The following is a 19,589-nucleotide window of genomic DNA, read 5'->3' as shown; positions in this document are numbered from 1 at the left end:
CTTTCCTGGTCACCTTAACCACTACTCAACCAAAAGATAGATTCTGAATCACCTCGTTCCTCGCTGTTCAGAATGACGACATTTATTGACTCATATGAACATAGCGCCTACAAATCCACACTCAAATTAAGTCAACACTTTTCTTTACTAACCCTATCGCGCATAATATGTACTGACGTATAAATGGTGGGTATATGAAGACCGTAGATAGGATATTGCAAATCGTTAAGCGTGATGGCTCCGTCACTGCAAAACAACTCTCTTCTGAGCTAGGGATGACAACTATGGGGGCTCGTCAGCACCTGCAAAGTTTAGAAGATGATGGCATTCTTTCTATCCATGACGTAAAAGTAAAAGTTGGTCGCCCTGCTCGTCATTGGTCTCTCACTCAAAAAGGTCATGAGCAATTTACTGACCGTCACGGTGAGTTGACCATTCAGTTTATAGAAGCTGTCGAACATATCTTTGGCAAAGATGGACTGGAAAAAGTCACATCAGAAAGGGAAAAACTCACATTACAAAGTTATCGTCAGCATCTTGAGCAATGCGACTCTCTGCAAAGCAAACTAGAAATACTCGTCACATTAAGAGAGCAAGAAGGCTATATGGCCGAGCTCGAGAAAGATGAGAATGGATTTATCTTGATCGAAAATCACTGTCCGATTTGTAAAGCCGCAACTCGCTGCCCAAGCTTGTGCCAATCAGAATTAAGTGTCTTTCAGTCTTTACTTGGACGTGACACCAAAGTAGAGCGTACCGAACACATCATTAGTGGCCAAAGACGCTGCGTTTACCGCATCCAACAACTGCAGTAACCACCACAACCAAACATCGACATGCCGCACTTATTCAATCTCAAGCTTGAAAGCTTCTCTTATAAGTGAGACGGCTGAAGAATTCATCCTCTCTCCTCTTTCTAGTGGTATAGGCTTTTAGTAACTAAAGGCAATTTCCATAAGGATTTGGAGAGCATCGATGTCTAATCTACGTCATATCCCATCCCAAACGCTTCCTCCATTCGATGAAATGGTTCGAATGGCAGAACGAGATCCAGAAGCTTTTGAGCAATTTCGTCATGAGATGGCGAAAGAGATGATCGAAAGCGCATCAGAAGATATGAAAGAAAGATTGTGGGCTCAACAAAGCCACATTGATAGAGTCATCAGCACGTGTAAAAACCCTCATCACACCAATGTGGTATTGATGAACGAGTTGCGAAAACAGGTCGTAAAGTTCAAAGCAGCGCTAGAAGGGGAAGCGGCACCGACACAAAAAGCGGATGTGGTTAGCTTAAACGCGTTTAAAGATAGGGATGATTTTTACTGATACTCAGTAGATAGATTGAGAAAGTTAGGGTTCGTTTCTCTTACCAAGGCTAACTTCCACTCACGCTTCCACTGCTTGAGCTGCTTTTCTCGGTTTATAGCATTAGCCATATCGTCGAATAACTCAAAGTAAACGAACTTATGAACGTTGTATTTCTTAGTAAACCCTTCCACCACTCCATTTTTATGTTGCCATATTCTTTGGGGCAGCTGACTGGTAACACCTATGTAGAGAACGGCGTTGTTATTCGACGTTAGGATATAAACGCAAGGTGTCTTATCGATGATTCATTCTCCTTCATTATTCGCTGTTACTTTTCCATTGTAATTCGCAAGCTCAGTCAGTTTATTTCAAACTCGGAGCGCTCTATGCGTAGATTCTGAATCACACTCGTGCCTCGTTGTTCAGAATGACGATGGCTTTCACAGACTCTAAATCAAAGGAGCTCGTCACTCAATCGAGCTTTAGCGAAACTAAGAATCTGGTAACAGCAAGCTCCTATTCTTTCCCGTTCACCTAAACCACCGCACAGTCGGATGATAGATTCTGAATCACCTCGTTCCTCGCTGTTCAGAATGATGATGACTTTAACAGCCTCCAAACCAAAAAGGATCGTCATTCTAGCGAGCCTTAGCGAGACTAAAAATCTCGTAACAGCAAGCTCCTATTCTTTCCCGTTCACCTAAACCACCGTACAATCGGATGATAGATTCTGAACCACACTCGCACCTCTCTGTTCAGAATAACGATGACTTTATCAGCCTCTAAACCAAAAAGGAGCGTCATTCTAGCGAGCCTTAGCGAGACTAAGAATCTACTTTCAGCACGCACGATACTTGAAGCAATTACTCCGGCTCAGGGCCATATTGGTTTGGTCCTGATGTTCCCTTTAAGAACCCACATTCAATTAGAATCCATAAACCACAAATCAGAGAAATGGAAGCGACGAACATCTGTGGGGTCGACGGCTCTTGCGCGGCAGGGCTGGTCATTGGCGTGGCAATTCGTCCGATAATCAACGGAATATTCAGTGCTAGCCAATATATCGATTTGTTGCGGTCGTGCCAACGCTTGGTGGTGATCGCCAAATCAGGGATCAACAGAACCACCAAGAAAATAGGAAGAAGCACATAGGAGAGAGTAGGAAGCAGTTGGCTGATACCGGCACCAAAGCCTAGAATGGACACATAGTAAATGACGTTCCAAATCCAGTAGGTTTTACGGTTTATACGTCCTTGAAAAGAAAACAGTAACTCTTTAGTCGACATCAAATTTTACCCCAAAGTAGAAAGGTTATAGATTAGCCGAGTCGATATAGTTTGGAAAGGACACCGATAGCTTGGGTGCCCACAACGACCTTACAATAAGCAGAGCCAGGCTGAGAATTCGTAGCAATAACCCCTCGCTATTCTCGGGCAATTCAGCGCAACCTAGTTCACGACCTTTTGGAAGCTATCTATATCCATGTCTCGGATATTGACTGTTAAACTGTGCACGTGACTGGCTTGCTCTTGAAGTGTCGCCATCAAGGCTCGTGACAGTTCTCGCTTTTGTTCTTGGGAGCGACCAGATAACAAATCAAAGTTGATATGGATAAAGTCGAGGCTATCACCCTCCTCTCCTATTAACCAATTGTGGCACCGGAGCGTTCTAGATTTCACTGACGCGAGTTCAAAGAGGCCACTTTCTAACGCCGTTTTATGTAAATCCTCCAGCAACCCCTGAACATTGACGCGTTCTTCCACCGAGTTTGAATACTCTAAAACGAGATTTGGCATTTTGATTCCTTTCTACAACAATTAATTCCAGCGCGTAGTAATACCAATCTCAGCAGCAATTTCCGAGGAATGAACTATCATTCTGTCTACGCGATCACCAATCGGTTGCTTTTGACAAAAATAACAGGATCGATGCTTGGTCGAATCAGCAAAGAAAGCCGGACAAGACATGACGCCAATCATGATCTGTTCACATTATTCTGTTATATTCCTACGTAGATTTTTTACATTAATTGACTATTTACATTAAAGATAAGGGAGATATTCCTATGCGTCGTCCTGTAGTGATGGGTAACTGGAAACTAAACGGCAGCAAAGCAATGGTAACTGAGCTGCTAACTGGTCTTAACGCTGAACTTGAAGGCGTTGAAGGTGTTGACGTAGCAGTCGCTCCACCTGCACTTTACATCGACCTAGCAGAGCGCGTAATCGCTGAAGGCGGTAACAAGATCATCCTAGGTGCTCAAAACACTGACCTAAACAACAGCGGTGCGTTCACTGGCGATATGTCTCCAGAAATGCTGAAAGATTTCGGTGCTACTCACATCATCATCGGTCACTCAGAGCGTCGTGAATACCACAACGAATCTGACGAGTTCATCGCTAAGAAATTCAAATTCCTAAAAGAAAACGGTCTAACACCTGTTTTCTGTATCGGTGAATCTGAAGCGCAAAACGAAGCTGGCGAAACTGAAGCAGTATGTGCACGTCAAATCAACGCAGTTATCGACACTTACGGTGTTGAAGCTCTAAACGGCGCAATCATCGCTTACGAACCAATCTGGGCTATCGGTACTGGTAAAGCAGCAACAGCTGAAGATGCACAACGCATCCACGCTTCTATCCGCGCACTTATCGCTGCGAAAGACGAAGCAGTTGCAGCACAAGTAATCATCCAATACGGTGGTTCTGTTAAGCCAGAAAACGCTGAAGCTTACTTCTCACAACCAGACATCGACGGTGCTCTAGTTGGCGGTGCTTCTCTAGACGCGAAAAGCTTCGCAGCAATCGCTAAAGCAGCGGCTAAAGCAAAAGCGTAATCTCGTTTTTACTGAGAGTAGAAATAACATAGGGATGCATCATGCATCCCTTTTTGTTTGCGTGTTATCCACTCGGAGTACACCGATAGGAAGTTCTGAATTATGCTGGCTCGGCAATTTTCACGGTTGGTTTTTTCGCGAGCTCCGCACTGGAATCCTTCTTATAAAGGTTCTCGTAGCAGTAATTTGTTGCTTCAATATAGCCTTCTACACTACCGCAATCAAAGCGCTGACCTTTAAATTTGTATGCCAAAACACAACCAGATTGAGCTTGTTGCATCAGCGCATCGGTGATTTGAATCTCACCACCTTTACCTGGCTCTGTATTTTCAATCAGTTCAAAGATATCAGGTGTCAGAATGTAGCGACCAATAATCGCTAGATTGCTAGGTGCAGTGCCTGGCTCTGGCTTTTCAACCATGTTATCAATGCGGAAGATATCATCTTTGATCATCTCGCCAGCAATCACACCGTATTTATGCGTTTCTGATTCCGGCACTTCTTGTACCGCAACGATTGAACAGCGGAACTGTTTGTACAGCTCAACCATTTGCGCTAGAACGCCTTTGTCCCCATTCACACATAGGTCATCCGCAAGCACAACAGCAAACGGTTCATCACCGACCAATTCACGTCCCGTAAGAATAGCGTGACCTAAGCCTTTCATTTCACGCTGACGGATGTAAGTGTAACTCGCAGAATCAATCAAAGAACGAATATCATCAAGCAGCGCTTCTTTACTTGTACCGCTAATTTGATGCTCTAGCTCGTAGTTTTTATCAAAGTGATCCATTAACGAGTGCTTACCACGACCAGTGACGATGCACATACCATCCATACCGGCTTCAATCGCCTCTTCAACACCGTATTCAATCAATGGCTTGTTTACCACTGGCATCATTTCTTTCGGCATCGACTTAGTCGCAGGAAGGAAACGTGTACCGTAACCCGCCGCAGGGAATAAACACTTTTTAATCATTTTATTAAACCTAACTCAACCAATAGCGAGCACTCAGCTCGCTATTTATTATTTGTTGTAAAACTCTTTATACCAAGAGACAAACTCAGCAACTCCTTCTTTTACAGTTACTTTTGGTTTGTAGCCAGTCGCAGAAAATAAGTCTTCTGTATCCGCATAGGTTTGATAGACATCACCGGGTTGCATTTCTCGGAAGTTTTTCTTAGCTTCAATACCCAGTTCATCTTCAATCGCTTTAACAAAATCCATTAGGTTAATCGGTGAACCATGGCCTATGTTATAAACGGCGTAAGGCGCAGAGCTACTTGCTGGAGTACCATCTTCAACGGTCCAGCTATCATTACGTGCAGGCAACACATCCGAAATACGAACCACACCTTCGACAATATCATCCACATGAGTAAAGTCGCGCCACATATCACCATTGTTATTAATATCAATGGTTTCACCATCAAGAATCTTTTTAGTGAAAATAAAAGGAGCCATATCAGGGCGTCCCCATGAACCGTAAACGGTAAAGAAACGCAGGCCTGTGGTCGGAATATCGTATAGATGCGAATAACTATGAGCCATTAGCTCATTAGACTTTTTGGTTGCCGCATACAGTGACACCGGGTGATCAACACTATCAGATGTAGCAAATGGTACCTTGGCATTTAAGCCATATACAGAACTAGATGATGCATACACTAAGTGCTTAACATCATTTTGACGACAACCTTCAAGGATATTCAAATGTCCTACTAGGTTAGAGTCTGCGTAAGCATGAGGGTTTTCCAAAGAGTAACGTACGCCAGCTTGCGCGGCCAAATGAATAACACGATCAAATTTCTCTGTCGAGAAGAGTGTTTCCATCACAGAGCGATCAGCAATATCAACGTTCAAAAACTTGAACATAGGATGTTCAATACGGGACAATCGAGCAAGCTTCAAGTTTACATCGTAATAATCGTTTAGATTGTCGATACCAACAACTTCATTCCCTGCAGCATTTAGCTTCTCTACGGTTGCACTACCAATAAAACCGGCCGCACCTGTCACTAAGTATTTCATCAGATTGATTACCTTAATAAAACGAAAGCCAGTCACTACGACTGGCTTATTATAATGTCATTTTGATTAGTCGCTACCAAACAGGTCTCTGGTATAAACTTTATCAGCCACATCAGCAAGTTCTTCAACCATGCGGTTAGAAACAATAACATCTGACACTTGTTTGAACTCTTCAAGATCGCGGATAACGACAGAGTGGAAAAACTCATCTTCCTGAAGTACTGGCTCGTACACCACTACTTCAATACCTTTCGCTTTAATACGCTTCATAATGCCTTGAATTGACGAAGCGCGGAAGTTATCTGAACCAGACTTCATAATTAAGCGGTAGATACCCACCACTTTTGGCTGGCGTTTGATAATTGAGTCTGCAATAAAATCTTTACGCGTGCGGTTTGCATCAACGATTGCACCAATGATGTTGTTAGGAACTTCTTGGTAGTTTGCTAACAATTGCTTTGTATCTTTTGGTAAGCAGTAACCACCATAACCGAATGACGGGTTGTTGTAGTGATTGCCAATACGAGGGTCTAAGCCAACACCTTCAATAATTTGGCGAGCGTCAAGATTATGAGCTTCAGCATACGAATCTAACTCATTGAAATAAGCTACGCGCATCGCAAGATACGTGTTTGAGAACAACTTAACCGCTTCTGCTTCTGTAGAGTCAGTAAACAGAACCGAGATGTCTTCTTTTACCGCACCTTCGACCAAAAGGTTAGCGAACTTCTCTGCACGTTCGCTGCGCTCTCCAACGATGATGCGAGACGGGTGTAGGTTATCGTAAAGAGCTTTGCCTTCGCGAAGAAACTCCGGAGAGAACATAACATTCTGACAACCGAGTTCCTCTTTAATGCGCGCAGTATAACCCACAGGTACAGTCGACTTAATCACCATAACTGCATCTGGATTAATTGCCATCACATCTTTAATCACTGCTTCAACTGAAGAAGTATTAAAGTAGTTCGTTTGAGGGTCATAATCCGTTGGTGTGGCAATAACAACAAACTCCGCGTCTTTGTAAGCCAGCTCTTTATCTAGCGTCGCGATAAAGTTGAGTTCTTTGTTTGCAAGGAAATGTTCGATTTCCACATCAACAATTGGAGATTTCTTGTCATTCAACAAGTCCACTTTTTCTTGGATAATATCAACCGCCACAACCTCATGGTTTTGTGACAATAACATGGCATTGGACAAACCGACGTAGCCCGTGCCTGCTACAGCAATTTTCATTTTTATTTCCTATTATTTGACTGACGCTAGCATATCAAAACACCGACACTCTCGGTAGAGTGTGGTGAATAATTAGAAAGCTCAAACTCGCGACAAAAACTTAATTTAACTGAGAACCCAAATAACGCAAATACGCGTTGCGAATGCGCAGCTTGTTCTGCTCAAAGTACTCTTGGCCATAACGGCCTCGGTTAAAGTAGCGGCGAAGCATACTATTATCCATTACGAGTTCATCACCCTGGCCTGCTGCCAAATAGTTTGTATCGTTGCCAACTCGCGTCGTAACGTTGAAATCATAAGCCTCGTTACCACGAACTTGTATCACTCCCGGAGACATATCACGCCATGGCGTTAATGGCAGCTTTACCGACACAGTGACAAACTGCTCTTCGTCTGTATCGTTAAACTTTGTCACCTGATAACTTGCAGATACTTCTATGTCTTCAAACCAATGTGATGTCGTGAATTTTGTGCCAACATCCCCTTTCCAAAACTCTCCAGCAGTCGCATTAAACTGCCAATCCCACTCCGGCATAGAGAATGTATAACGAGTTAAAAAGGTTTGGCGGTCTGGGTTCGCATAACCATTTTTGTCTTTTTCGTCTTGATGTTGGAAGTAGCTCATCTCTAGTCCCAACTCATGGTTGCCTGACTGAGAGAACCAAGCTGACTCGCTGCGCGCACCGATATAATCCGACTTAACCAAGCCTAAAGAGATCTGGTTAGCTATATCGACATATGGCAAACGGAAGAACTGATGCACCATTGCACGCTCAATCTCGTTCTCGTACGCGCTATCTTCGAAATACCCTCCCTCTTCAAAATCATCACTTTCTGCTAAAGGTAAAATATGACGAACATCAATTGCCGCGCCAGACCATAGGTAGGTGTATAAGTTGCTAGACATAGCAAAAGAGTAATCATACACACCGTACTCGGTTGCAAAACCATGCCTTACCATAGGAGAAAGTACGATCTGCGAATCTAAAGTGCCTGAATTAACTCGCTCCGTTTTCCAATCAACCATGTCTAGTCTTTCCGGCAAATCGCGCGTGATAAACTGAATGTCATCACAAACTGCGCTGCCATTGACAAAACTTTGGTAACAGTTAACGTCAGACAAAACGCTGACCACTGGTTTTTGGTTGGCAAGCATCACAAGTTCAAATTGATCCGATGCAGCGCCAATATCTTGCGCCGCATTTTGACCTAAATGACTCGACACAATACCCAGAGCCACACCTAGTCCGTCAACTTGATTATGGTTGTAGCGACGGTTCTCTAAAGCCACCACAACTTTGTGATTTGACAAGCCGACTTGAACGTTAACGAAGCCTTCATTTTTTAACGCACTAACCAAAGAGGAAATTGACGCTTGTTGCGCTTTGTTTTGCTCAACGACTAAACGATCCATTAACGTCATATTATTCTTCGCGTAGTCGCGAGAGCGAGAGTATTCCGTTATCAATGGCATCGAGAGTGCAGCACTCCAAACGCTTGAACCATCCGATTCATGACCAGAATAAATCTGGTAGCTTAATGAGGCGGTTATATCATTAGGCAGTAAATCATCGGGAGTAAACACTTTTACAGAAGAGTTGAATTCTACTGAATCGTATTCGCCAACTAGTTGAATAAAGTCAAAAGGTTGGTACTCGAATCCACCAAATGGACCATCCATTGTGCCAGCGAGCCAGTCAGATTGACTGTAGCCAGCAGAAAGGCGAAGCGGAAAGTCTGATAACTCATAGTCTGCAACGAAATAGTTAGCATTCAACTTATTTCCTGCCCCCCCTAAATCTTGTACTCCCAAAGCAATATTAAATTTCTCTTCGCCCCAGAAGTTAGGGAGCTGGTATTTAAAAGACATTGAAAGGTCGCGAATGCCGCCACAACCTGTTTTAAAACAATTTGAGCTATAGTCATGAGTAACAATACGTCCGTGAGCTTCGAGCCCATCGATAACGCCCAAAGACACCTTTAATGAGTCCAAATCTTGGACTTTATCATCCCAAGGCAAACCATGGGAAAATGTGAAGCTCGCACCACCGTATTCCATTACTTGAGCATTTGGCGTAAAGCTTAAACCTGTATAGCTTTGATTAGATGGGAAACTGGCAAGATTACTAGCCGAGACTCCTACACTGAAAACCAACGATATAGTAATTATCGTCACTTCATCCACTGAAATTTTTTTGATCATAGCTCTTTATTTTTTCGCTAGTTAGCACTTAAGCCTTCTACTTGAGTTTTTTCTTTTTGAAAGCAATTTTCCACTGCGTCCAAGTATTTTTGTATGACTAACTGCTCATCAAATTCACGTTCAACTTTTCGGCGACTGAATTGTCCCATTTTTAACCTTTCTTGATGAGTGAGGTTGATCACCAAATCTAGTTTTTCAATCAAACTCTCTGTCGAGCGAGGAGCACACAAATAACCATTGACTCCATCGTCAACTGTTTCACGACAACCAACATTGTCGGTTGTTACTATGGGTTTCCCCATTGCCGCCGCTTCAAGTAACGATTTAGGAACTCCCTCTCGATAGAATGAAGGAAGCACCATGCAATCTACCTTCGCAATCTCCTCTTCTACACAATCAGAAGTGCCAAGATAACTTACAATGCCTTCATCAACCCACTTTTGCATATCGCTACTAGAGACAGCTGAAGGGTTATTAACATCAAGAAAACCGAGTAATCGAAATTCAACCTTATCACCATGCTTAGACTTCAATGCACGAGCTGCTTCAACATAGTGACCAATGCCTTTGTCGTACAACATTCTGGCAATCAATAAAAAGCGAATCACACCGTCGTCATTTGCTGGGCTAACTTTAAAACGGTTGAGATCAGCTCCCGAACCAGGTAGACGATCAACAAGATACGATGGTGCTAATCGGTTCTCCAAAAACAACGTTTTATCGTCTTCGTTTTGAAAGAAGATCTTACTCGCCTTAGATTGGCTCATTTTATAAAGCAACCTTGCAACCTTAGATGTAAGACCTTCATTAATAAACACCATACCCAAACCAGCAATATTGTTGACCGACTTAGAGCCAACAAAGCTCCCCGCTAGTGTACCGTATATATTATTCTTTGGAGTAAAGTTCAGTACCACATCGGGCTTGACGCTCTTAAAGATTTTGATAAATGAGAAAAACGTCCCAATATCTTTAACAGGATTTGTACCGCCTTGGTCGATATCAATATGACAGAACTTAGCTCCAAGTGACTCTAACTTTAGTGAATAATCATCTTTTGGAGCAATCGCCACTACCTGATAGCCAGCATCCAACAATGCGATTATTGTATTTTTCCTGAAATTATATAAATACCAACTTGTATTGGCTGAAACTGCTATTTTTTTCATCACAACTACCAAACATCTTTTACAATTAAATATATAGATATCATAAAGACATAATTTCACTTATATACACGCGTATCACGTTATTAATATCAAGGTGTTCATATAAATGTGAATAGTTATGCTTTTCTTTTAAGGATATTTTTTCAATAGATTTTTTCAACTCATTGATATTCCCTGTTGGAAAAATAAAATTACCTCCAATATCAATAGATTCGTAGATATCAAGGCAATCATCGATCTTCAATATCTCCCTGGGGCCAGTATGGCAATCGCTAGTTATAACTGGAACATTTAGGATTAAAGCTTCAATCAAACAGTTAGGGTAACCTTCGGATTCAGACGCCAAGATAAGAGCTTTAGATTGTTTAATTATAGGGTAAGGGTTTTTTCTTCTACCTAAGAAAATCACTTTATCTTTTATATTTAGGTTTCGAACTATATCTTTAAGTTTTGTTACATACTCCTTATCACCATCGCCAATTAGATACAGTTTCATGAAATTTGATTTTTTTGATTGATAAAAAGCATTGATGATATCTTCTATTCGTTTACCTTTATTAAGTCTGCCTAAAACACAAAAGTAATCACTCTGTTCTATATAATCAATACAATACGAATTATTAATGATATCATCTATATCATGAGGATTATTTATGACAACAACATTATCGTTCCCTATAATATTTATTGCATCATGTTTCATCCCATCTGAAATACAGACTATTTGGCTAGCTCTTTTATAAAAAAATTTTATTAATGGAAAGTACCAGCGACTACTCAGTAATTTAATACTTCCATGAGATACGATCTGACTTTTTGATCCTATAATTAAAGACACAACAACATTTATTAAGTTTGAAATTAATAAATGAGATTGAATTACGTCAGGCCGAAATTTAAAAACATAAAAGAAAAGTGTAATAATTGAAAGAACTCTACTTTTTTTATTACACTGAACGTGATTACTTGGGGAGGAGTAAAGATTACCTTTATCAAAAGTAAAAAATAAAACTTTTTTAAAACAATCAGAAGATAAAATCTTATTGTTAATATTTAAAGCAATTTTTTCTCCACCACCCAACCCCAAAGAATTACTAATAATTGCTAACTTCATTGCTATCAAAACTTTTAAACAGTTCAACCCACAAGCGAAAAACCACAGACGAATCAGTTTGTTTGGCTAGCTCTAAACTCGCTTCAGAGTAACGCCTATACAAAGAGTCATTTTCACAAATTTCCACTATACAATCACAATATTTATCAATATTGAAAGGCTCAATTAAGCCGCCATTAATGCCACTCTTAACTATATATTCTGCAGCTTCAAAAGTATTAAAAACAACTACAGGAACACCTTGGCTTCTAGCTTCGATCAGTGTTTGACCAAATCCTTCGTAGTGAGATGTCATAAGAAAAACTGAGTAATTTTTTAAAGTTAACTCCACATCATGACTTGGACCCAAATAACGTATTCTAGGGCAATCACTGATAAGTTCTTTTAGTTTTTCAATTTCTTTGTGACATCCTTCACCATAAATATCCAGCGTATAACCTTGAGGTAAACTATTTACTATTTTTACCATTGTTGCAATATTTTTTTGTTTTTCCTCAATTCTACAAACTGTTATCAGTTTTTTTCCATTACTTTCGTCCCTAGGAAATAAAGCTGTTTTTATTTTACAAGCTCTAGGTATTATTTTAACTTTATAATCAGGAATACTAACTCGTTTTAAGAGCTTATTCATATCCTGAGGAGTATATACTGTAAAAATATCAACAAACTTTCCTTTTAGCTTGATACTAAGCTTAGAAAAAAAAGTGGAGTATACTGTATCAATATTATTTGCCTGTATAAGAACAACATTTGTTCTTTTTAAAATAAAAGATGGAATAAAAATTAAGTTGCTAGGATTATTCACTACAAATATGTCTTTGCTTCCCATCCTCATAGTAAATAATTTAAAGGCTAAAGTCATTTTCAAAAAAAGAGAATTAAACTTGGAAAAAAAAGTCTTAACTTCCAGCAGCTGAATATATTTCTTATTATTTTCTCTTTCCGCAATTTGAGTTCCCGATATTCTGTGAAACAACTCAACATGTTCATATCCTGATTCAAGTGAAATATCAAAAAAACTTCTATATAAGTTTTCTATTCCGCCAATTCCAGTAGATATACTTGTATGGTATGTGACTAACTTACAACTCATATGACCTCTTTATATAATTCCAAATATCTTTTGGCATAATCATCCCAGGTGAACTTTCTGACTATTTCAAGAGCGTTTTTAGATAGATTTTCTCGCAATACCTTATCTCTTTTAAGTAATAACATAGCATTTTTTAAGGAATCGACATCTATTTTCTCTACAATCAAGCCACTCTTAAAATGCTCAACTAATGAGCCACTTTCAAATGTTGTTATCACCGGTAAACTCATCGCCATAGCTTCATAAGTCGATTTAGAAGATCCCTCTAAGATAGAAGGGAATACATATATGTCACATTTAGCCATATATGATTGAATATCTACAAATCCAGGAAGATATATATTACTGAACTTCTTTTCATTCAAAATAGTCTGAATTTCTGGGGTGATTTTACCACAAAGGTGAAGCTCGCTATCGTTAAATTCAGGATCTCCCCAAGCTTCTAAAAGTATATCAACCCCTTTCCGGTGGTTAATAACTCCAGCAAAACAAAATTTCACTTTACAATTATCCAACCCATTAACAACAACCTCTTTACGGTCAACACCAAAAGGCTCAATGAATAAATGAGCATCAGTTCCAATCTTATTTACTTCTTCAAATACAAACTGCGATGGGGTTGCTATATACGAACTCAACTTTATACAAGCTCTTTCATATTTGTCTATTTTTTCATTGTAGAAAAATCCATTGCCTTGTCCTTTTTCCTTAAGACATTTCACATAACTAGAAGGAGCTATAGCCAAATCTAAGATTACTATAAAGTTATATTTTTTCAGATGCTTTAATATTACGGGAGAAGGTTCTACTAAGTGAGCAATTTTCTTTCCTTTGTATTTTCTTTGCTCTTTCATAAGAATATAAAACACAAACAAGAAATAAAATTCAAAAATCTTAATATCAATATATCGATAATTTAAGCCCTTAAATAAATGAATTTGAATAGCTTTAATTAATCTAGGAATATTACCAAGCACCCCAGGAGTATGTCTTTTTATATCACTATTTATATTTTCAGAACCCCGAGCAACGACAGTAACATCACTTCCGCTCATATGAGCTTTATCGATAATCTTGCCTATTCTATAGCCAACATTACCAACTTTATTTACAAACGAATTAACAACAAAAATAACCTTCATAGACTAACCAAATTGTATTGTATATATCGAATAAAAGTTTACTATAATTATAGGAATATAGAATATATTACTAATCCCCTTTTTGCTTATCTCAAGCATGCCAACGATGAAGACAACCTGACATAGTCGCTCTATTAAAAAGTATTCTGGAAAAAAAACAGCTATTGTTAATAATGATAATATAAGAAAAAATAATAATTCATAGTTTTTATCACTTTGAAAAAAAACACATACTCCTATCGGATAAAAAACATAAGTAAGAATTTGAATAAAAAGTGGCAAGCTTAATTCAAAAGCAGAATCCAACCTTTCAGTTCTTAGCTTAACATCCCCATCATAAGAAGAAACGAGATCTATTAAAAATCCAATTAAACTTTCAAACTTAAATCCTAAAAAAAACTTTAATACAAATAGTATAACGGAAAGTAAAAAAAATAAAGATAGAAAGTTATTGCTTTTTATATTATGCCTTTGGAATAAAGAAACAAATCCAGAAATTAATCTAAATATAGTGATGAAAAAATTCAACTTAAAGTGAGTAAGGAAAGAAACAAAATAATATATAATAAAACTTAATCTTTTATAAATTTCAAGTCCAAAGTAAACAAATGGTATGATGAATATTGCTGAAAGAAAACTTCTAAGTGTATTACCCGTGTATTCAAAGAACAATCTAGAAAAAACAATTAAACACAAAAAAGTTGCAACTTCCTCATAATTTAATATAACTCTAGATATAATTAAAATTGCAATAAAGAATAGAACCCATATTGAAATATCGAATGATAACTTTGACACGCCTAAAATATAAGATGATAAGTAGAAATAAAATGAAAGAAAAGAATCACTTCGATAGCTGAGTATAGACTGAATACTATCCAATTCAGCTACTGATAGAAACCAATGAAAATAGGATAAGTAGTCATTAGCATAACTATTTAACTTAAAGTGATAAAATACTATAAAAAAAACAGAAGATATTAAAACGGAAAAAAAACACTTTATATTTTTAGATATCCTTATTCTAGATAACAAAAGTAAAACCTGAAGCACAAATAAAATTAACGAAAAGTATGTCAACATATTTAATTTTCACTATTAAACATATCTAAAATTTTACTAACTCTAGCTTCCCAGCTATATTTGTTTTTAGCTAACTCTCTATTAGCCTGACCTTTATAATTATTATTATCGAGATCAAAAATAACTTCGCATATAACCGATTTTATATTTTCATCAGTAAAAATATATGCATTATTTTCCGTAAGTATTTCTTTAACAGCTCCTAAATTTTTACCAATAATAGGTCTTCCTGAGGCCATATATTCAAATAACTTTAAAGGAGATGTGTAGTTTTTAATAGTATTTGTATTGGAGATTGGATATACTAAAGCATCAGCAGAAGATTGATAATCAATAACTTTTTCTCTGCTTACATGTTTTATATGATATACATTTTTAGGGCTGCCAAACTTTTCCCAAATTTGAATAAATTCTTTAGAACTTCCACCAACACAAAAGTAAGCAATATCTAGGTTAACATTAGCCATCATAAATATAATATCAGCGTCATTACCTTTATAAAGGCTGCCTGTATATACAAATTTATATTTTTCAGTACTATTTGAGAACAAATCATAATGAATAGTCTCTTTATTTTGTATAGCATTTAAATAGTCATCACAAAAAACCCCATTCGGTAACGCTTCACACCTAACACTCTCAGAAATTGATTGTAGTTCAATCTTACCTTGATTGCTTACAGTCACAAAAAGAATATTTTTTAAGGCCAATGCTAACTTTAATAGCCACTTCTGGTAAAAAATATTATTAAATTCATGTAACTCATAGATCACAGTTCTTCCGCAAAGTGCATGAAATAATGCTATAAATATTTCTCTACAGTAAACAAATTTGACTAGATTATCTCTGCAGTATTTTGAGGTTAGAAATGGGAAAAGGAATTTTTTTATCTTACCATTAAATTTAGTTTTATGAACTATCAGGTTAGTATTACTTTTTAGTACATCTGAAGAGCTACAAGTTATAGCTAAAAAATCATTGCCGAGCAATTCACTAAAAGCCCTAATCATGGAGCTAACTTGTACTGCTTGTGCCTGTTTCTTATCTAAGGCAATAGACGTTATATATGCAATCTTCATTAAAACTTCACTCTATTAAATCTGTAGCTAATATATATCGCCACACCAATATTTATAAGCATAAAACTTATCCCAACTCCTACTAAACCTAGGTATAGCGTAGTTATAGGCAGTATAAATACCGTAATTAATAATGCGAAAACATTAGCCTTTACGGATATCATAGGATCTATAACGTTAGAGAAAACTCTTGCCCACCAAGAATAAGCTAAAATTAAGTATGATATGAATACAATTATCGAAACTGAATGGAAACTATCTAAAGGCTCCACCTTCATAAATGAGAATATATTATCCAAGAATGCAAAAATGATGACAGAAGTTAACAATGACAATAAGAAAACATATGCAGTGGTTCTCATAATTAATGCTTTAAACTTAGTGATTTCATTCTTAGTATATAGCGTAATAAGTCTTCCATATGTCAACATCGACCAAGGCTGTGCAATTATTTCCGTTATGGAGAATACTTTTTTTATTGATTGATAAAAACCAACCTCGGCTGGAGAAAGAATATAAGCTATTATTATATTGTCTGAGTTTCTATTAAATGATTTTAATGTACTAGAACCAAATGTTATTGCTGAGAATTTAAAATAATCTAATAATGTACTCTTAGATTTCTCTTTATTAAATCTCAACCTAAAAAAGTAATTCAAACTTAATATATACAAATAAATAAAAGTTATAATAGAATATGAAAAAACATGAGAATATACGATATCCATTATATCCAAAGAATGATTTATTAATATAAAACAAAAAACAAAGAAGGAAATTAAAAAACATTCAATTATATTTATTATATTAATTGTCGTTATTTTTCCTTCAGCTTGTAAGTATCCAATTGATGTTCCCCTTAGTAGGGTAAAAACAGACACTAAACCAAACAAAGTAAAGGATTTAACATCTAGTCCTTCCCACGTTGCAACACCTTGTTCAAATAAAAATGATATTGTTAAAATTAAGACTAAACAAAATGTAGATATAAATAAATCGCTTAGAAAGCCTATATAGAGTATATATTTTGATTTGCCGTTTTCTTTTTCAACTTTGTATGTGTTGTAAAATTTTGTTACAGCCTCACCACTTCTAAATGTCAATATACCACTTAACAGACCTGAAGTAGATTTTAATATCATAAACTGCCCATACTCATAAACAGATGCAAACATATTTATTATATACATTAGAAAAAACCCTAATGCTATATTTGCTCCAATAGAAGTATAGGATGTTATAACCTTAATTTTTTTCTTCATTACCGATTCTTTTTATTGGTTTACAAGGATTACCAACACACACAAAGCCACTAGGTAAGTCTTTTGTTACAATACTGCCAGCTCCTATTATGCAATTATCACCAATTTCAACACCGGGAAGAATTACTGCATTTGCACCAATCCAAACATTCCTGCCAATACAAATCTCATCATCGATAACATGTTCTTTCAAAGCACCAGGTTTATGATCTGCAGAGATTATTTTAACTCCTGGGGCAAACATACTACTGCTAAATATTGATATCCCATTTTTTGCCTGAATATAACACCCTCCTGAAACAGCAAAGCAATTAAATAAAGAATCGCTATTATCGTCTATTACATTGATTTTACTTGGAGCATTAATTCTTGTTGAGAAATTAACCATAAATTTAGCTTTATGATTAATTCTAAATATCTTTTGAAAAATAAAGTTAATGACTACTGTTCCAAGGCCAATACTTCTAAGCGTTTTATTCGATAACATTTTTAATCTTCTGTGGATTTCCAAAAACTATACTATTATCAGGGACGCTCTTTGTAACAACTGAACCTGAATAAATTTTAACGTTATTTCCAATGTTTATTTTACCTAGAATTATCGACTTTGGGTATATAGTTACATTATCTCCTATAGTAGGAACTCCTTTGTTTTTTCCTTCATGTATCTTACCTATTGTTACCTCATGGAAGACCTTTACCTCATTACCAAAAGTAACGTCAGGGTGAATCACAATTGAATAAGGATGAACTAGTTTAACCCTTTTTTCATATACTCTTTTAGGTATTTCCAAATGAAGGAAAAAATTTATTAACTCGGTGATAGGTTTAAGAATAAAAAAATCTTTTTTATTCAAAAAAAACACTAATTTACTTTTTCGACTCACAAAGACCTCGATGAAGTTTATACTATTTCTCTTATCGTTTGACTTCTGGTTAATGCTTTTTTTAATTTTTTAGTAATTACCCATATATAAGAAATTACAAAGAAATAAACTGTAAACAAGATGATAAAAAAAACAAACATTATACTCTCATTGACTTGTTCTATATCAGCCCATAAGCCTACCGCAGCACAAATCGATGCCATCGAACAGATGAAAATTAACGTTGCACCTGGAGAAAGCCCAATACGCTGACAAATATGGTGTAGATGTTCTCTGTCTGGTTGGAATGGTGACTGACCTTTACGAATACGACGGATCATAATGGTTGCCATGTCCATCAACGGTAAAGCTATCAACCACAGTGCTGTGACTGGCTTGAAGGCTACCGCTCCTGGTTCTTGCGTGCCGCGAATCAGCATCCAGACCACGGTAAAGCCGATAAACATACTGCCAGCATCACCCATAAAGATCTTAAAGCGACGACCAAGTGGGAAACCTAAGTTCAGGAAGATGTAAGGAAGTATCGCAGTCACGATCATTAAGCAGATCGTGGCTAAATATTCGTTTCCGTTGTAGGCAAATACAATACCTAATGCTGTAAAGGTGACAGAAGCTAACCCGCCCAGCAAGCCGTCTATGCCATCAACCATATTAAATGCGTTAATTGCGCCTATTACCGCAATAACGGTGATCACTGCGCCAGTGACTTCATTAAGGGCAATGGTTTCGCTCCCCATTAAGTAACCTAAATCGTGTAAGCTGTGGCCTCCGATGTAAATCATCGCAAGGGATATTCCTGCTTGGATAATAAGACGAATTTTGAAACTTACATCGTAGTAGTCATCTAATGCGCCGAGCACTATAAGCACAGCCGAACAAGATAAGTAGAGTGATAGGTTGTCATTCATTGGTAAGAACAGAAGGAACCCGACCAGTATAGTAGAGAAAATGGAGATCCCTCCTACAAGTGGCACCACACCTTGGTGAAGCTTTCTTGCATTGGGTTTATCTACTAGACCTACGCGCTTAGCAACTTTGCGCATAACAAAAAGTAGAACGAACGACAAAATAAATACAAATAAATATGCATTATTCATGGTAGCCAACTGTGTTATTAAATAAGTTTGAGGTAAATCTATAACGCATCC

The 19,589-nt window shown here is 37.4% G+C and carries 19 protein-coding genes; 3 read left to right on the top strand and 16 right to left on the bottom strand.

What is annotated here, in order from left to right; all coding sequences use genetic code 11:
• Positions 1 to 194: 194 nt before the first annotated feature.
• Together R7F07_RS14170 and R7F07_RS14165 are read left to right on the top strand one after the other, a co-directional pair.
• Entirely contained in the window at positions 195 to 815 is a 621-nt protein-coding gene (locus R7F07_RS14170) for a helix-turn-helix transcriptional regulator (protein ID WP_054576875.1), read from the top strand.
• A 160-nt stretch (positions 816 to 975) separates the two neighbouring features.
• On the top strand, positions 976 to 1,326 hold the full coding sequence (locus tag R7F07_RS14165) for a DUF3135 domain-containing protein (RefSeq protein WP_054576874.1): 351 nt from the start codon (positions 976 to 978) through the stop codon (positions 1,324 to 1,326).
• Here R7F07_RS14165 and R7F07_RS14160 read toward each other — a convergent pair.
• From R7F07_RS14160 to R7F07_RS14150, 3 genes are all read right to left on the bottom strand, one after another.
• The gene (locus R7F07_RS14160) at positions 1,320 to 1,586 is read right to left on the bottom strand and encodes a GIY-YIG nuclease family protein (protein ID WP_318070181.1); all 267 of its coding nucleotides are present in this window, start codon (positions 1,584 to 1,586) and stop codon (positions 1,320 to 1,322) included. The genes R7F07_RS14165 and R7F07_RS14160 overlap by 7 nt on opposite strands.
• Positions 1,587 to 2,171: 585 nt before the next feature.
• Positions 2,172 to 2,594, bottom strand: coding sequence for a DUF805 domain-containing protein (locus R7F07_RS14155; protein ID WP_005384868.1), 423 nt, complete (start codon positions 2,592 to 2,594; stop codon positions 2,172 to 2,174).
• A 162-nt stretch (positions 2,595 to 2,756) separates the two neighbouring features.
• On the bottom strand, positions 2,757 to 3,104 hold the full coding sequence (locus R7F07_RS14150) for a 5-carboxymethyl-2-hydroxymuconate Delta-isomerase (protein WP_017820736.1): 348 nt from the start codon (positions 3,102 to 3,104) through the stop codon (positions 2,757 to 2,759).
• Between the two features lie 269 nt (positions 3,105 to 3,373).
• Here R7F07_RS14150 and tpiA point away from each other — a divergent pair, with 269 nt between their 5' ends.
• A complete protein-coding gene (gene tpiA, locus R7F07_RS14145) occupies positions 3,374 to 4,144 on the top strand; it encodes a triose-phosphate isomerase (protein ID WP_171342805.1) in 771 nt (256 codons plus the stop codon).
• Positions 4,145 to 4,244: 100 nt separating this feature from the next.
• Here tpiA and galU read toward each other — a convergent pair whose 3' ends face one another.
• The 13 genes from galU to wecA form a co-directional block, all read right to left on the bottom strand.
• A complete protein-coding gene (galU, locus tag R7F07_RS14140) occupies positions 4,245 to 5,123 on the bottom strand; it encodes a UTP--glucose-1-phosphate uridylyltransferase GalU (RefSeq protein WP_005379521.1) in 879 nt (292 codons plus the stop codon).
• 48 nt (positions 5,124 to 5,171) lie between these two features.
• Complete coding sequence (locus tag R7F07_RS14135) at positions 5,172 to 6,176, bottom strand: NAD-dependent epimerase (RefSeq protein WP_005379520.1); 1,005 nt, start codon at positions 6,174 to 6,176, stop codon at positions 5,172 to 5,174.
• Positions 6,177 to 6,242: 66 nt separating this feature from the next.
• The gene (locus R7F07_RS14130) at positions 6,243 to 7,409 is read right to left on the bottom strand and encodes a nucleotide sugar dehydrogenase (protein ID WP_005379519.1); all 1,167 of its coding nucleotides are present in this window, start codon (positions 7,407 to 7,409) and stop codon (positions 6,243 to 6,245) included.
• A gap of 100 nt (positions 7,410 to 7,509) precedes the next feature.
• On the bottom strand, positions 7,510 to 9,612 hold the full coding sequence (locus tag R7F07_RS14125; protein ID WP_005379518.1) for a YjbH domain-containing protein: 2,103 nt from the start codon (positions 9,610 to 9,612) through the stop codon (positions 7,510 to 7,512).
• A 17-nt stretch (positions 9,613 to 9,629) separates the two neighbouring features.
• Positions 9,630 to 10,781 carry a glycosyltransferase family 4 protein gene (locus tag R7F07_RS14120; protein WP_031779025.1) on the bottom strand — a complete coding sequence of 384 codons (1,152 nt, stop codon included), beginning with the start codon at positions 10,779 to 10,781 and terminating at the stop codon, positions 9,630 to 9,632.
• A gap of 40 nt (positions 10,782 to 10,821) precedes the next feature.
• Positions 10,822 to 11,895 carry a glycosyltransferase gene (locus R7F07_RS14115; RefSeq protein WP_005379515.1) on the bottom strand — a complete coding sequence of 358 codons (1,074 nt, stop codon included), beginning with the start codon at positions 11,893 to 11,895 and terminating at the stop codon, positions 10,822 to 10,824.
• A complete protein-coding gene (locus R7F07_RS14110) occupies positions 11,876 to 12,988 on the bottom strand; it encodes a glycosyltransferase (RefSeq protein ID WP_005379512.1) in 1,113 nt (370 codons plus the stop codon). Before R7F07_RS14110 ends, R7F07_RS14115 begins: the two co-directional genes overlap by 20 nt.
• Positions 12,985 to 14,130: a glycosyltransferase family 4 protein gene (locus R7F07_RS14105; protein ID WP_005379510.1), complete on the bottom strand. Its 1,146-nt coding sequence runs from the start codon at positions 14,128 to 14,130 to the stop codon at positions 12,985 to 12,987. The genes R7F07_RS14110 and R7F07_RS14105 overlap by 4 nt, the downstream gene beginning before the upstream one ends.
• A 1,085-nt stretch (positions 14,131 to 15,215) precedes the next feature.
• The gene (locus R7F07_RS14100) at positions 15,216 to 16,292 is read right to left on the bottom strand and encodes a glycosyltransferase (protein WP_170890680.1); all 1,077 of its coding nucleotides are present in this window, start codon (positions 16,290 to 16,292) and stop codon (positions 15,216 to 15,218) included.
• Positions 16,292 to 17,554, bottom strand: coding sequence for a lipopolysaccharide biosynthesis protein (locus R7F07_RS14095; protein WP_262648942.1), 1,263 nt, complete (start codon positions 17,552 to 17,554; stop codon positions 16,292 to 16,294). Before R7F07_RS14095 ends, R7F07_RS14100 begins: the two co-directional genes overlap by 1 nt.
• A complete protein-coding gene (locus R7F07_RS14090; RefSeq protein ID WP_005379502.1) occupies positions 17,538 to 18,041 on the bottom strand; it encodes an acyltransferase in 504 nt (167 codons plus the stop codon). Before R7F07_RS14090 ends, R7F07_RS14095 begins: the two co-directional genes overlap by 17 nt.
• A complete protein-coding gene (locus R7F07_RS14085) occupies positions 18,028 to 18,411 on the bottom strand; it encodes a serine O-acetyltransferase (protein ID WP_170890681.1) in 384 nt (127 codons plus the stop codon). Before R7F07_RS14085 ends, R7F07_RS14090 begins: the two co-directional genes overlap by 14 nt.
• A 47-nt stretch (positions 18,412 to 18,458) precedes the next feature.
• Positions 18,459 to 19,538, bottom strand: coding sequence for a UDP-N-acetylglucosamine--undecaprenyl-phosphate N-acetylglucosaminephosphotransferase (wecA, locus tag R7F07_RS14080; RefSeq protein WP_005379498.1), 1,080 nt, complete (start codon positions 19,536 to 19,538; stop codon positions 18,459 to 18,461).
• Between the last annotated feature and the right edge of the window lie 51 nt (positions 19,539 to 19,589).

The organism is Vibrio sp. YT-16 (genome assembly GCF_033337405.1).
In the GTDB taxonomy this organism is placed as follows: domain Bacteria; phylum Pseudomonadota; class Gammaproteobacteria; order Enterobacterales; family Vibrionaceae; genus Vibrio; species Vibrio alginolyticus.
This window is presented reverse-complemented; position numbering and strand designations above follow the sequence as displayed.

Bases quoted from the DNA above. Each gene is read 5' to 3' on its own strand.
- R7F07_RS14170 (WP_054576875.1), top strand. From the start codon at position 195: ATGAAGACCGTAGATAGGATATTGCAAATCGTTAAGCGTGATGGCTCC.
- R7F07_RS14165 (WP_054576874.1), top strand. From the start codon at position 976: ATGTCTAATCTACGTCATATCCCATCCCAAACGCTTCCTCCATTCGAT.
- R7F07_RS14155 (WP_005384868.1), bottom strand. From the start codon at position 2,594: ATGTCGACTAAAGAGTTACTGTTTTCTTTTCAAGGACGTATAAACCGT.
- R7F07_RS14150 (WP_017820736.1), bottom strand. From the start codon at position 3,104: ATGCCAAATCTCGTTTTAGAGTATTCAAACTCGGTGGAAGAACGCGTC.
- tpiA (WP_171342805.1), top strand. From the start codon at position 3,374: ATGCGTCGTCCTGTAGTGATGGGTAACTGGAAACTAAACGGCAGCAAA.
- galU (WP_005379521.1), bottom strand. From the start codon at position 5,123: ATGATTAAAAAGTGTTTATTCCCTGCGGCGGGTTACGGTACACGTTTC.
- R7F07_RS14135 (WP_005379520.1), bottom strand. From the start codon at position 6,176: ATGAAATACTTAGTGACAGGTGCGGCCGGTTTTATTGGTAGTGCAACC.
- R7F07_RS14130 (WP_005379519.1), bottom strand. From the start codon at position 7,409: ATGAAAATTGCTGTAGCAGGCACGGGCTACGTCGGTTTGTCCAATGCC.
- R7F07_RS14125 (WP_005379518.1), bottom strand. From the start codon at position 9,612: ATGATCAAAAAAATTTCAGTGGATGAAGTGACGATAATTACTATATCG.
- R7F07_RS14120 (WP_031779025.1), bottom strand. From the start codon at position 10,781: ATGAAAAAAATAGCAGTTTCAGCCAATACAAGTTGGTATTTATATAAT.
- R7F07_RS14115 (WP_005379515.1), bottom strand. From the start codon at position 11,895: ATGAAGTTAGCAATTATTAGTAATTCTTTGGGGTTGGGTGGTGGAGAA.
- R7F07_RS14110 (WP_005379512.1), bottom strand. From the start codon at position 12,988: ATGAGTTGTAAGTTAGTCACATACCATACAAGTATATCTACTGGAATT.
- R7F07_RS14105 (WP_005379510.1), bottom strand. From the start codon at position 14,130: ATGAAGGTTATTTTTGTTGTTAATTCGTTTGTAAATAAAGTTGGTAAT.
- R7F07_RS14100 (WP_170890680.1), bottom strand. From the start codon at position 16,292: ATGAAGATTGCATATATAACGTCTATTGCCTTAGATAAGAAACAGGCA.
- R7F07_RS14095 (WP_262648942.1), bottom strand. From the start codon at position 17,554: ATGAAGAAAAAAATTAAGGTTATAACATCCTATACTTCTATTGGAGCA.
- R7F07_RS14090 (WP_005379502.1), bottom strand. From the start codon at position 18,041: ATGTTATCGAATAAAACGCTTAGAAGTATTGGCCTTGGAACAGTAGTC.
- wecA (WP_005379498.1), bottom strand. From the start codon at position 19,538: ATGAATAATGCATATTTATTTGTATTTATTTTGTCGTTCGTTCTACTT.